The sequence below is a fragment of the Pseudomonas sp. KK4 genome (assembly GCF_001984065.1).
Classification (GTDB): domain Bacteria; phylum Pseudomonadota; class Gammaproteobacteria; order Pseudomonadales; family Pseudomonadaceae; genus Aquipseudomonas.
The window spans coordinates 1-13,269 of sequence record NZ_LYVP01000132.1; the positions used below are offsets into that span (position 1 = coordinate 1).

The following is a 13,269-nucleotide window of genomic DNA, read 5'->3' on the forward strand; positions in this document are numbered from 1 at the left end:
GATCTCGCCGGCGTCGTTGACGATCTCTGCACCTTCGCGCACCGGGGTGCGTTCCTGTGGCAGCAGGCCGACACGTTTGCGCTCTACACCGCCTTGCTGCTGGGCGAAAATCTGTTCCGCGCCTGGGAAGCCGCCCGCGCGAGCGCCATCGGCACGACGGGGCTTGGAGATGGCCCACAGCAGGCTTGCCTCGATCGGGGTGGTGTCGGTGTTCATGTCGTGGCCATACAGGCACAGGCCGGCTTCCAGGCGCAGGGAATCCCGTGCCCCCAGGCCGATGGCTTCGACTTCCGGTTCAGCCAACAGGGCACGGGCCAGGGCCTCGGCGTTGTCGGCCGGTACGGAAATCTCGAAACCGTCTTCACCGGTGTAGCCCGAACGGCTGACAAAGCAGTCCACGCCCAGCAGCGAGACACGGGCGAACTGCATGAATGTCATTTTCGCCACTTCCGGCGCCAAACGCGCCAGTACAGTCACCGCGGCCGGACCTTGCAGCGCCAGCAGGGCGCGCTCCTCGAACAGAGGTTCGATGGTGCACTGGTCGCCGATGTGCTTTTGCAGATGCGCCAGGTCTTGATCCTTGCAGGCAGCGTTGACCACCAGGAACAGCTCGTCGTTACCCAGGTTGGCGACCATCAGATCGTCGAGGATGCCACCGGTCTCGTTGGTGAACATCGCATAACGCTGCATACCCACCGGCAGGTCAATGATGTCCACCGGGACCAGGGTTTCCAGGGCCTTGGCGGCGTTGGCGCCGGTCAGGCGGATCTGCCCCATGTGCGAGACGTCGAACAGGCCGGCCTGATCGCGGGTGTGCTGGTGTTCTTTCATCACGCCCAGTGGGTATTGCACGGGCATGTCGTAGCCGGCGAAGGGCACCATGCGCGCACCCAGTTCGATGTGCAGTGCGTGCAATGGGGTTTTCAACAGTTGTTCGGTGGACATATTCAGCTCCTGAAAATAGTGCCGATGCGCGCATCAGCACTCGATGATGTTGACCGCCAAACCGCCACGGGCGGTTTCCTTGTATTTGCTTTTCATGTCGGCGCCGGTCTGGCGCATGGTGCGGATGACCTTGTCGAGGGAGACGAAATGCTGCCCGTCGCCGCGCATGGCCATGCGCACCGCGTTGATGGCTTTGACCGAGCCCATGGCGTTGCGCTCGATGCAGGGCACCTGCACCAGCCCGCCAATCGGGTCGCAGGTCAGGCCCAGGTTGTGTTCCATGCCGATCTCCGCGGCGTTTTCCACTTGCTGCACGGTGCCACCCAGCACCTCGCACAACGCGCCGGCCGCCATCGAGCAGGCCACGCCGACCTCGCCCTGACAGCCGACTTCAGCGCCGGAAATCGAGGCGTTTTCCTTGTACAGAATGCCGATGGCCGCAGCGGTCAGCAGGAAGCGCACCACCCCGTCATCGTTCGCCGTGGGAATGAAGCGCATGTAGTAATGCAGCACCGCCGGAATGATTCCGGCCGCGCCATTGGTGGGGGCTGTGACCACGCGCCCGCCATTGGCGTTTTCTTCGTTGACCGCCAGGGCATACAGGTTGACCCAGTCCAGCACCGACAACGGATCGCGCAGGGACGATTCCGGGTTCTTGCACAATTGCCGATACAGCGCCGCCGCCCGGCGCTTGACCTTCAAGCCTCCGGGCAAAATGCCTTCGTTGCGGCAACCGGCGGCGACGCAGTCCTGCATGACCTGCCAGATCTTCAACAGGCCAGCACGGGTTTCCGCCTCCGGGCGCCAGGCACTTTCGTTGGTCAGCATCACCTGACTGATGGACAGGCCGTAGGTGGCGCAGTGACCGAGCAGGTCCTTGGCGCTTTTGAACGGGAAGGTCAGCGGGGTGGCGTCTTCGACGATGCGATCGGCGCCGGCGGCGTCTTCATCGACGACGAAGCCGCCCCCCACCGAATAGTACTCGCGGCTGCGGATCTGCAGTCCCGCCGCGTCGAATGCGCGAAAAATCATGCCGTTGGGGTGATAGGCCAACGGCTTGCGAATCATCGCCAGGTGTTCTTTCTCGTTGAACGCGATGCTGTGTTCGCCGAGCAGGTTCAAGCGTCCGCTGCCGCGAATGTCTTGCAGACGGGCGGCGACGGTTTCGGTGTCCACGGTGTCCGGGTGTTCGCCTTCCAGTCCAAGCAGCACGGCCTTGTCGCTGCCGTGGCCCTTGCCGGTAGCGCCCAGCGAGCCGTACAGCTCGACTTTGACGCAGGTGGTTGCTGCCAGCAGCCCTTCACGGCGCAGGCCCTCGGCGAAGCGCGCGGCTGCGCGCATCGGGCCGACGGTGTGGGAGCTGGAGGGGCCGATACCAATCTTGAACAGGTCGAACACGCTTAACGACATAGGGTTCTCCGGTTTCTTGTTATGGGAATGGCGGAATCTGGAATGGGTACAGATCCCTGTGGGAGCGGGCTTGCTCGCGAAAGCGGTGGATCAGTCGCCATCAATGTCGTCTGACCTACCGCTTTCGCGAGCAAGCCCGCTCCCACAAGGGGATATGCGCTGTTCTTGAAAGTGGGGGCGAGTGAGTCGCCCCCTCATTGGTTTAAGCGTAGCTTTCGATCGACGGGCAGGCGCACACCAGGTTGCGATCGCCGAACACGTTGTCGACGCGACCGACCGGCGGCCAGTATTTGCCTTCGATCAGCGAGGCTACCGGGTACACAGCCTGCTCACGGCTGTACGGGTGCGACCACTCACCGACCAATTCCGCCGCAGTGTGCGGAGCGTTTTTCAGGGGGTTGTCGTCCTTGTCCAAGGTGCCGTTTTCCACCGCGCGGATTTCTTCGCGGATGCGGATCATGGCGTCGCAGAAGCGGTCCAGTTCTTCCTTGGATTCGCTTTCGGTCGGCTCGATCATCAAGGTGCCGGCCACCGGGAACGACATGGTCGGGGCGTGGAAGCCGAAGTCGATCAGGCGCTTGGCCACGTCATCGACGCTGATGCCGCTGCTGTCTTTCAGCGGGCGCAGGTCGAGAATGCACTCGTGGGCCACCAGGCCGTTGCTGCCGGTGTACAGCACGGGGTAGTGCTCTTCCAGGCGACGGGAGATGTAGTTGGCATTGAGGATCGCCAACTGCGAGGCGCGCTTGAGGCCGGCACCGCCCATCATGCGGATGTACATCCAGGTGATCGGCAGGATGCTCGCGCTGCCGAACGGTGCCGCACAGACCGCGCCTTCCTTGCGTTCCATGTGCGCGTGACCCGGCAGGAACGGGGTCAGGTGCGACTTGACGCCGATCGGGCCAACGCCCGGGCCGCCACCGCCGTGAGGGATGCAGAAAGTCTTGTGCAGGTTCAGGTGCGACACGTCGCCGCCGAACTTGCCCGGTGCGCAGAGGCCGACCATGGCGTTCATGTTGGCGCCGTCGATGTACACCTGACCACCGTTGTCATGAATGATGCCGCAGATTTCGCGGATGCCTTCTTCGAACACGCCGTGGGTCGACGGGTAGGTGATCATCAGTGCGGCGAGGTGTTCGCGGTGCTCGATGGCCTTGGCGCGCAAGTCTTCGATGTCGACGTTGCCACGGGCGTCGCACGCGGTGACAACCACACGCATGCCGGCCATTTGCGCGGTAGCCGGGTTGGTACCGTGGGCCGACGACGGGATCAGGCAGATGTCGCGACGGTCTTCGCCACGGCTCTGGTGGTAGGCGCGGATTGCCAAGAGGCCTGCGTACTCACCCTGGGAACCGGCGTTCGGTTGCAGCGAGATCGAGTCGTAACCGGTGGCGGCGCACAGCATCGCTTCCAGTTCGTCGGTCAGTTGCTGGTAGCCGGCGCTTTGCTCGGCCGGGGCGAACGGGTGCAGGGCGCCGAATTCGGCCCAGGTCACCGGGATCATTTCGCTGGCGGCGTTGAGTTTCATGGTGCACGAGCCCAACGGGATCATGGTGCGGTCCAGCGCCAGGTCCTTGTCCGCCAGCTTGCGCAGGTAGCGCATCAGCTCGGTTTCCGAGTGATAACGGTTGAACACCGGGTGGCTGAGGATTGGCGACTGCCGAACCAACGCGGCCGGGAGGGTGCCTTGCACGGTCGCGGCCAGGGCAGCGAAATCCGGCAGCGCCTTGCCTTCGCCCAGCAGGCTCCACAGAGTTTCCACGTCGGCCTGGGTGCTGGTTTCGTCCAGGGACAGGCCCAGACGCTCGGCATCCACCACACGCAGGTTGATCTGCCGGGCACGGGCCAGATCATGCAGCTTGGCGGTGTTGGCGCCGGTTTTGAGGGTCAGGGTATCGAAGAAGCTGGCTTGCTCGACTGCCAGGCCGATGTCGCTCAAGCCCTTGGCCAGAATCGCGGTCAGCTGATGCACGCGGTTGGCGATCTGGGTCAGGCCTTTCGGACCGTGATACACGGCGTACATGCTGGCGATGTTGGCCAGCAGCACTTGCGCGGTGCAGATGTTGGACGTGGCCTTCTCGCGGCGGATGTGTTGTTCGCGGGTCTGCATCGCCAGGCGCAGGGCCGGCTTGCCGAAACGGTCCACGGACACACCGACCAGACGGCCCGGCATATCGCGCTTGAACGCGTCCTTGGTGGAGAAATACGCCGCGTGCGGGCCACCGAAGCCCAGCGGTACGCCGAAGCGTTGTGCGCTGCCGATGGCCACGTCGGCGCCGAACTCGCCCGGCGGGGTCAACAGGGTCAGGGCCAGCAGGTCGGCGGCCACGGCCACCAGGGCGTTGGCGGCGTGGAAACGCTCGGTCAGTTCGCGGTAGTCGAACAGGTCACCATTGCTCGCCGGGTATTGCAGCAGCGCGCCGAAGAACGGCGTCACGTCAGTCAGTTCGAGCTCATCGCCCACCACCACGTCGATGCCCAACGGCTCGGCACGGGTGCGCAGTACGTCGAGGGTCTGCGGGTGGCAATGCACCGAAGCGAAGAATGTGTGGCTGCCCTTGTTCTTGCTCAGGCGCTTGCAGAAGGTCATGGCTTCGGCGGCGGCGGTGGCTTCGTCGAGCAGCGAAGCGTTGGCGATCGGCAGGCCGGTGAGGTCGCTGATCAGGGTCTGGAAGTTGAGCAGCGCTTCGAGGCGACCCTGGGAAATTTCTGGCTGGTACGGGGTGTAGGCGGTGTACCAGGCCGGGTTTTCCAACAGGTTGCGCAGGATCGGCGACGGCGTGTGGGTGCCGTAGTAACCTTGGCCGATGAAGGTCTTGAACAGCTGGTTCTTGCCGGCGATGGACTTGATCAACGCCAGGGCGTCGGCTTCGCTCAGGCCGTCTTCGAGACCGAGCACGCTGGTGCCCTTGATGCTGTCCGGAATGACGCTGGCGCTCAAGGCTTCAAGGGAGTCGAAGCCGAGGCTGTTGAGCATGGCTTGCTCGTCACCGGCGCGGGGGCCGATGTGACGGGCGATGAATTCGTTGGCGGTGCTCAGGTTGACTTGAGTCATGTGCGCGCTCCTCAGGCTTCGGCTTGGGCTTTGATCAGACGGTCGTAGGCGTCCTGATCCAGCAGTTTGGCAACGGCCGAAGCGTCGGCAGGCTGGAAACGGAAGAACCAGCCTTCGCCCAGCGGGTCTTCGTTGACCAGCTCAGGTGCGCTGTCCAGTGCCGGGTTTACTTCCAGCACTTCACCGTCCAGCGGCATGTACACGCCGCTGGCCGCTTTTACCGATTCCACGGTGGCTGCTTCGGCGCCTTTTTCGTAGGACTGCAGCTCAGGCAGTTGTACGAAAACCACGTCGCCCAGAGCGTTTTGGGCGAATGCGGTAATGCCGACGGTGACGGTGCCATCAGCTTCGGTACGCAGCCATTCGTGATCTTCAGTAAAACGCAATTCGCTCATGGGAACTCCTAAGGGGCCAGACTCGTCTGGTGGACGCGATTGAAAGCTTGGGCATTTGCCCTGGTTATGCAGGACTACATAGCAAGATCGCGGCCAATGTTGTTTTTTGTATTTGAATCAATGTTTTAGGAGGGATTGATACGCAAGAGAGCAGGGCGACTGTAGCGAAATCGATACGGGGATAAGCGCGGGATAAAGCCCAAGGGGATCAAAGCCTTGCGCAGCGCTGATCGGAGAGGGTTGTAGCGATATCGTTCCGCTGTAGCGCTTTCAGTACAGGTGGAGGTCGCTTTTGGCGTGGTTTCCAGAAAGGGAATAAACCCAATGTGGGAGCGGGCTTGCTCGCGAAGGCGGTGGGTCAGCCTACAAATTCATCGACTGACACACTGCATTCGCGAGCAAGCCCGCTCCCACATTAGTCCTGCTCCAGACCTCAAGCCTTGTTGGGGATCCCGTACTTGCGCAGTCGATGAGCGATGGCGGTGTGGGAGGTTTGCAGGCGGCTGGCCAGTTGCCGGGTCGAGGGGTAGCTGACGTAGAGTTTTTCCAGCAGTTCTTTCTCGAATGCGTCCATCGCCTGTTCCAGGCTCTCGACGTCATGGTCGCCCTGGCGGGCCACCGAGGTGCCGGCGATGTCGAGGTCGCCGATGTCCACCAGGCTGCTTTCGCAAATGGCCGCGGCGCGGAATATCACGTTCTGCAATTGACGCACGTTGCCCGGCCAGCGGTTGCCCAGCAGCGCCGGATAAGTGCCCGGCGCCAGGCGACACACCGGACGCTGGATCTGCGCGCAGGCCTGCTGCATGAAGTAGCGGGCCAGCAGCAGAATGTCCTGGCCGCGTTCACGCAAGGGCGGGACTTCAACGTTGAGTACATTGAGGCGATAAAACAGGTCTTCGCGAAACAGGCCTTCGCTGACCATTTTTTCCAGGTTGCGGTGGGTGGCGCTGAGAATGCGCACGTTCACTTTCACCTCGCGATCGCCGCCGACCCGACGGAAACTGCCGTCGTTGAGAAAGCGCAGCAGTTTGGCCTGCAGGTACGGCGACATCTCGCCGATCTCATCGAGAAATACCGTGCCCTGGTTGGCCAGTTCCATCAGTCCTGGCTTACCGCCCCGTTGCGCGCCAGTGAACGCGCCGGGGGCGTAGCCGAACAGTTCGCTCTCGGCGAGGTTTTCCGGCAGGGCCGCGCAGTTCAGGGCCAGGAACGGTGAGTTGTGGCGCGCACTGATGGCGTGGCAGGCCCGGGCTACCAACTCCTTGCCGGTGCCGGTTTCACCCTGGATCAACAGCGGCGCATCAAGGGTTGCGACCCGTTGAGCACGGACCTTGAGCGTGCGTATCACGGGGGATTCGCCCAGCAGCGCATCGAAGCCCTCTGCATGGTCGTGGTGCAGGGCGGACAGGCGTTCGCCGATGCGGTTGGGTTGATACAGGGTCAGCAGGGCGCCAGCGTCGGTGATCGGCGTGGTGTCCAGCAACAAGGTCTGGCCGTTGACGGTGATTTCTCGCAGCGGCAGGCGGAAGCCGTGCTCGAGCAGGGTCTCGAGCAACGCCGGGTCGGCGAACAGATCCGCGACGCTTTCACCCGCCGGTTCGCGGCCATACAGGGCAATCAGCGCCGGGTTGGCGAGCAGCACCTTGCCGGCACTGTCCAGCGCCAGCACCGGATCGGTCATGGCCGCGAGCAGCGCGTCGAGCTGCAAGTGCCGGCGCTGGCCGGGCAAAATGTCCACCACCGTCATCGCCTGCACGCCATGCACGCTGAGCAACGCATCGCGCAGTTCGTCGAGCACTTGCGGGCTCAGGGTCGGGGCGTCGATATAGACGTTGGGCGGAACCATTTCCACCGCATCCAGATTGAGGTTGCGCCCACCGAGCAGGGCCAGGACTTCCTGGGTGATGCCGACGCGGTCGATGAAGCTGACGTGGATACGCATGGGGCGGTTCTGGGTTCTGGAATGCGGAGGGTGGCAAGTATGCCTTGGGGCGGGCCAATGGTGAAATCCTCCCGGGCAATGGTGTCCCTTCCGTGGGAGCGGGCTTGCTCGCGAAGGCGGTTTGACATTCAACCGCTTTGTTGTCTGATACACCGTTTTGGCGAGCAAGCCCGCTCCCACAAAGCGCGAGTCTTGCCCTGTCTGATTCGACGAGAGGAACGTCCGTGAGGTTATCGCTGGAGTATCAACCGCCCTACGACTGGCCGGCCATGCTCGGCTTCCTGTCGGCGCGGGCGATTGTCGGAATGGAAGAGGTCGCGGATGGCGTTTACTGGCGCAGCATCGGCTTGAACGGTGTTCACGGGACCCTGTCGATCAAGCCAGGGACGGTCGACTCGCTGGAACTGGACCTCGACTTTCCCGACCCGACAGCCGTGCCCGAGATCGTCGCCAGAGTGCGCCGGATGTTCGATCTGGATACTGACCTTGAGGTGATCCATCGACACCTGGCGGTCGACCCGCTGCTGGCTCGGTTGATCGCCGAGCGTCCGGGGCTGCGCATTCCCGGGGCCTGGGATGGGTTGGAGCTGGCGATTCGAGCGGTCTTGGGCCAGCAGATCACAGTGGTCGCGGCAATCAGGCTGGCGGGCAAACTCGTTGCGCAATACGGCAAGCCGTTGACGTCGCCGCGAGGTGGCTTGAGTCATGTGTTTCCTGAGGCGCAGGTGCTGGCGACGGCGGACCTGGCGACGTTGGGCATGCCGAAAAGCCGGGGCCGAACGCTGTCGGGCGTGGCGCAGGCGTTACTGGACGATCCGTTGTTGTTCGAGCCTGGCCGGCCGGGCGGTGTGGCACGGCTGTTGGCGTTGTATGGCATTGGGGAGTGGACGGCGCAGTACGTGGCCCTGCGGCAATTGCGCGAACTCGATGGGTTTCCGTCGGGGGATGTGGGATTGATCAATGCCCTGGCGGCGTTGGAGGGCGAGGCGGTGACGGCGCGGGGGGTGCTGTTGCGGGCTGAACAGTGGCGGCCGTATCGCGGGTATGGGGCGCAGTTGCTTTGGACTTCGTTGAGTCGGGGTGATTGAGCTGATCTGGAATCTGTGTTGTCTGGTCCGGCCCCTTCGCGAGCAAGCCCGCTCCCACAGGTACGGCGTCGTGCCTGTGGGAGCGGGCTTGCTCGCGAAGACGTCGGTAAAATCACCACCACTGCGGGCGATGCGAACCCAATTCAGAGGCCGCAATCGACCACTGCAACGGCGTCCCGGTGATCTTCAGCGGCACATGCAACCGATGCGCAGGTCCCCAAGGGGTCTGCTCCACCAGCATTCCCTGATCGCCTTCATCCTCGGCGCGCAACGGCGCTTCGATCCCGGGCCCGTTTTCAATCAACAACTTCGCTGTGCGCGCCAACGACAACCGCGCCGAGCCACCGCGCCCGCTGCCCAGACGCTCGGTCAAAAGCCTGATCGCACTGGCCGCCATCAGATACCCGGTGGCGTGATCCAGCGCCTGCAGGGGCAAGGGCGTCGGTTTATCGGTGTGTTTCCATTGCATGCCGGCTTCAGCGATGCCGCTGCTCATCTGCACCAGGCTGTCGAAGCCGCGACGGTTCTGCCACGGGCCGCTCCAGCCGTAGGCGTTGAGGCTGACGTCGATCAGGCCGGGGGCCCATCGTTGCCGCTCAGCCACACCGTAACCCAGCCGCTCCAGCGCGTCGGCGCGATAGCCGTGAAGCACAATGTCGGCGTCCTTGAGCAGGCTTTCAAATACGCTGCGATCGGTTTTGTCCTGCAAATCGAGGCGCGCACAGCGCTTGCCCAGGGTCATTTCGGGTATGACGCCCGGCTCGCTCCAGCTCGGCGGGTCGATTCGCAACACATCGGCGCCAAGCCCGGCAAGAAAGCGGCTGGCGACGGGACCTGCCAGTACGCGGGTCAGATCCAGCACCTTGATCCCGGCCAGGGGTTGCGCCACCGAACCCTGCCAGGGCTTGGCATTGTGGGTGTCGTGGGCGATGAACTGAATCAGCGGTTCAGCGTTCACCGCCGCACCTTGTGGGTGGGCTTGCCAGTCTGCCCAAGTGCGCATTTCGGCCGCGCAGCCACCGGCGTCGACCACAGCCTGTTCCAGATCACGCTTGGCCCATTGCGCCACTTTGCTCGCCATCGCGGCACGGTCAGCGCAGGCGCCGAGTACCGATTCGGCGGCGGCGCGATGATGCGGGGCGTTGGTGTGCAGGCGGATCCACCCGTCCTGGGCGGTGTAGTCACCGGCGACCGGGTCCCACAGTGGCGGAACGCTCCAGCCCAGCGGACGGATCGAGCTGGAGAACCAGAAGGACGCCAGGCGGCGGTCGACTTCCAGTGCGGGCAGGCGCCCGGTTTGACGCTGCAGTAATTCGCTGATGGCCTGGCCGGCGGCGGCGATGCTGGCGCAGGCCAGATCCGTGACGGCAAAGGCCGAGGGCAGCGCACCTTGGGACGTGAACGGGATTGGCGTGTGCGGCAAGCCGAGTGCGGCTTGAATGGACGTGAGCAAATCAGTCATCGAAGGCCCTCCGGAGCGAGAGCCCGAGCATAGAACAAGTTACCGACTGGGCGGATGAAATCTACTGTGGGAGCGGGCTTGCTCGCGAAAGCGGTGTGTCAGAAGAGTCTATGTCGACTGACACTCCGCTTTCGCGAGCAAGCCCGCTCCCACAGGAAGGCCAGATCTATACGCGGAACTGATCCATCAATTTCATCTGGTGGGTGGTGAGGTTGTTGAGCTGGCTGCTGATCTGCGCCGATTCTGTGGCCTGGCCCGTCAGGGTTTCGGTGACGGTGCGGATCGCCGAGACGTTGCGGTTGACCTCTTCGGCCACGGCGCTTTGCTGTTCGGCGGCGCTGGCGATCTGCAGGTTCATGTCGCTGATCACCGTGACCGCGTCGCTGATTTTGCTCAAGGCCTGGACCGCTTGCTGGATCTGGCCGGCATTGCTGTGGGCCTGGGTCTGACTCGAGTGCATGGTGGCGACCACACCGCGAGTACCACTCTGGATGCGTTCGATCACCAGGCGAATTTCTTCTACCGAATCCTGGGTGCGCTTGGCCAGGTTACGCACCTCATCGGCGACCACCGCAAAACCGCGACCGCTTTCGCCGGCACGGGCGGCCTCGATCGCCGCGTTGAGCGCCAGCAGGTTGGTCTGTTCGGCGATGCTGCGAATCACCTCCAGCACCGAACCGATCTGCTCGCTGTTGACCGCCAGCGCTTCGACTTCAGTCACCGCTTTGCTGACTTCATCGGCCAGTTGATTGATGTCGCGGGTGCTGCGCTCGATGATCTGCATGCCATCGCGGGCCGACTGATCGGCGCCCTTGGCCGCACTGGCGGCGTTCGATGCGCTGTTGGCAACGTCGTGGGCGGTGGCGCTCATTTCGTTGGACGCGGTGGCGACCTGGTCGATTTCGCGGAACTGCACCTGCATGCCTTCGCTGGTCTGACGGGCGATCTCCGAAGACTGGTCGGCGGTGCCGCGGGCGTCGGTGATGCTTTGCTTGATCTGCGCGATGGTCGGTTGCAGTTTGTCGAGGAAGCGGTTGAACCAACTGACCAGTTCGCCCAATTCATCTTTCTTGCTGTAGTGCAGGCGTTGAGTCAGGTCGCCGTCGCCGCTGGCAATCGCCTTGAGCATCTCGGCCACGCTGTTGATCGGCCGGGTCACCCCCGAGGCGGTCAGCCAGATCAGCAGCAAACCGATCAGGCCGGCAACGATCGCAACGCCCACCGCTTTGATCGTGCCGCGTTGCTGGGCGTCGTCGAGCACGGCTTGCAGCTTCACTGAATCGGCCAACAACACCTGCTTGGGCAAGTCGATCACCACGCCCCAAGGTTTGGAATCGTTGATCGGGCTGACCGGGTAGACCGCGCGGATCAGATCGCCCTGATCGAGGATTTTCGGTGCGCCGGCACCGAGCCCTTGCAGGATATCCTTGCCGTCCGCACCCAAGGTATCGCCGATGCTTTTACCGACCTTGCCGGCATCGACACTGTTGGCGGCGAGCACGCCGGTGCCGGAAACGATCAGCATGTGCCCGGCACTGTTGAACAGCTCGCGCTGGGAGTCGACGGCGGCGGCTTGCAGGGTGTCCAACGAGATGTCGATGCCGACCACGCCGATGGCCTTGCCATCGACCAGCAGCGGTACGGAAATGGTGGTCATCAGCATTTCCTTGCCGCCGACGGTATCGGCATAAGGGTCAAGCAGGCAGGTGCGCTTGCCGTCGCGGGGGCAGGTGTACCAGACATTGTAGGGTGTGCCGCTGAGGTTCAGCTCGGTCTTGGTCATGTCCTCTTCGACCATGATCGTGTTGAGGCCAGGGCCGCCAGCCCGGCTCCAATAGGTGGCGAAACGTCCGATTTCATTGGACTGACGAGCCGCGTCATTGACGAACTCGCTGTCCTTGCCGTCCAGGCCATTGGGCTCGAATGCCAGCCAGATACCCAGCACCTTGCTGTTGCGCTCGAACGCGGTTTTCAGGCTCTGGTTCAATTCTTCGCGCAACACGCCCGCCTCCAGCGAACGCTTGGCGGCCATGGCGCGCATGTCCTTGATCTGGTCGGCCAGGGCCGTCACCACCAGCAGGCTTTCGCCGAATGTCTTCTGTACCCGCACCGCCTGCTCGGCAGCCTTGGCCTGCAGCAGGTCCTGCACGCTGTCGGTGAGCATCTTGCTGCTGGAGGCGCTGACCAGTTCATCGTTCTGATTGGTCTGGTAGAAGTTCATGCCCACGATCAGCGTGACGACGCCAAGCAGGCACAGGGCAGAGAGCAGCACAGTTTTCAGGCGGATGGACAGTGAGTCGAACATGGGGCGAGCTCGCGAATGGATGAAGGGTTGGCTGTGAGCCATCGCGGCTCGACTCGCCAAATCCATTCAGCGCCATTCAATCCCCATCGGCGCAGAGGCGAGATTGCATGAATGGGGTGCCGACGAACGGTCGTGGTTGAACGTTTGCGCGGGAAAATGTGCTGAAAACGGGCTGAAAAACGGGGAAAAGACCGGTAAGGATCAAGAGAGGTGCGGCCTTGATTCGGGACGCGACCAGATCCACAGATTGCCCAGCAACATCCCGCCAATCGCCAGATAGATCGGCCAGCCAGGGTCGAGCATCACCAGCATCAAGGTGGCGCACAGCACCATGCTGACAGTGGCGCTGACCTTTGCCCGACGCGCGATGACCTTGCCGTTGCGCCAGTTACCGAGGATCGGCCCGAACAGCCGATGGTTTTCCAGCCAGGCGCTCAGGCGTGGAGAGCTGCGGGTTGCGGCCCAGGCGGCCAGCAGGATGAACTCGGTGGTCGGCAGGCCGGGGATGACGATGGCGATCAGGCCGATGCCCAGGCTGATGTAGGCCAGGAGGCCGAAGAGCAGGCGGGAGATTTTCGAGGTGGCGGGCATGGGCGCGTGCAGGGCTTTATCTAATATTTGCGGCGAACTTGATTCCCTGTGGGAGCGGGCTTGCTCGCCAAAGCGG

9 protein-coding genes and 1 pseudogene are annotated in these 13,269 nt (G+C 63.2%); 1 reads left to right on the forward strand and 9 read right to left on the reverse strand.

Annotation, left to right across the window (positions count from 1 at the left end; all coding sequences use genetic code 11):
• The 5 genes from gcvT to B0W55_RS25795 all read right to left on the reverse strand — a co-directional run.
• Nucleotides 1–945: glycine cleavage system aminomethyltransferase GcvT (gene gcvT / locus B0W55_RS25775; RefSeq protein ID WP_077048737.1), on the reverse strand; the 945-nt coding region annotated here is incomplete at its 3' end.
• 33 nt (nt 946–978) lie between these two features.
• Nucleotides 979–2,355 (reverse strand): L-serine ammonia-lyase, encoded by a 1,377-nt coding sequence (locus B0W55_RS25780; protein WP_077048738.1) that lies wholly within the window; start codon nt 2,353–2,355, stop codon nt 979–981.
• Between the two features lie 202 nt (nt 2,356–2,557).
• Nucleotides 2,558–5,410, reverse strand: a complete 2,853-nt coding sequence (gene gcvP, locus B0W55_RS25785; protein ID WP_077048739.1) for an aminomethyl-transferring glycine dehydrogenase — start codon at nt 5,408–5,410, stop codon at nt 2,558–2,560.
• An 11-nt stretch (nt 5,411–5,421) separates the two neighbouring features.
• Complete coding sequence (gene gcvH / locus B0W55_RS25790) at nt 5,422–5,805, reverse strand: glycine cleavage system protein GcvH (protein WP_077048740.1); 384 nt, start codon at nt 5,803–5,805, stop codon at nt 5,422–5,424.
• Nucleotides 5,806–6,238: 433 nt separating this feature from the next.
• Nucleotides 6,239–7,747 carry a sigma-54-dependent transcriptional regulator gene (locus B0W55_RS25795; protein WP_077048741.1) on the reverse strand — a complete coding sequence of 503 codons (1,509 nt, stop codon included), beginning with the start codon at nt 7,745–7,747 and terminating at the stop codon, nt 6,239–6,241.
• 224 nt (nt 7,748–7,971) lie between these two features.
• Here B0W55_RS25795 and B0W55_RS25800 point away from each other — a divergent pair, with 224 nt between their 5' ends.
• A complete protein-coding gene (locus B0W55_RS25800; protein ID WP_077048742.1) occupies nt 7,972–8,835 on the forward strand; it encodes a DNA-3-methyladenine glycosylase in 864 nt (287 codons plus the stop codon).
• 112 nt (nt 8,836–8,947) lie between these two features.
• On the opposite strand, the gene B0W55_RS25805 is transcribed toward B0W55_RS25800, so the two are convergent.
• The 4 genes and pseudogenes from B0W55_RS25805 to B0W55_RS25815 form a co-directional block, all read right to left on the reverse strand.
• The gene (locus tag B0W55_RS25805) at nt 8,948–10,297 is read right to left on the reverse strand and encodes a CoA transferase (RefSeq protein ID WP_077048743.1); all 1,350 of its coding nucleotides are present in this window, start codon (nt 10,295–10,297) and stop codon (nt 8,948–8,950) included.
• Between the two features lie 166 nt (nt 10,298–10,463).
• Complete coding sequence (locus B0W55_RS31710) at nt 10,464–11,219, reverse strand: methyl-accepting chemotaxis protein (RefSeq protein ID WP_371807299.1); 756 nt, start codon at nt 11,217–11,219, stop codon at nt 10,464–10,466.
• Between the two features lie 150 nt (nt 11,220–11,369).
• A pseudogene (locus B0W55_RS31715) lies at nt 11,370–12,668 on the reverse strand (chemotaxis protein); the annotation flags it as partial.
• Between the two features lie 135 nt (nt 12,669–12,803).
• Complete coding sequence (locus B0W55_RS25815) at nt 12,804–13,193, reverse strand: YbaN family protein (RefSeq protein ID WP_077048745.1); 390 nt, start codon at nt 13,191–13,193, stop codon at nt 12,804–12,806.
• Nucleotides 13,194–13,269 lie beyond the last annotated feature (76 nt).

Coding starts and splice junctions, on each gene's coding strand:
- B0W55_RS25805 (WP_077048743.1), bottom strand. CDS start 10,297: ATGACTGATTTGCTCACGTCCATTCAAGCCGCACTCGGCTTGCCGCAC.
- gcvP (WP_077048739.1), bottom strand. CDS start 5,410: ATGACTCAAGTCAACCTGAGCACCGCCAACGAATTCATCGCCCGTCAC.
- gcvH (WP_077048740.1), bottom strand. CDS start 5,805: ATGAGCGAATTGCGTTTTACTGAAGATCACGAATGGCTGCGTACCGAA.
- B0W55_RS31710 (WP_371807299.1), bottom strand. CDS start 11,219: ATGCAGGTGCAGTTCCGCGAAATCGACCAGGTCGCCACCGCGTCCAAC.
- B0W55_RS25795 (WP_077048741.1), bottom strand. CDS start 7,747: ATGCGTATCCACGTCAGCTTCATCGACCGCGTCGGCATCACCCAGGAA.
- B0W55_RS25815 (WP_077048745.1), bottom strand. CDS start 13,193: ATGCCCGCCACCTCGAAAATCTCCCGCCTGCTCTTCGGCCTCCTGGCC.
- B0W55_RS25780 (WP_077048738.1), bottom strand. CDS start 2,355: ATGTCGTTAAGCGTGTTCGACCTGTTCAAGATTGGTATCGGCCCCTCC.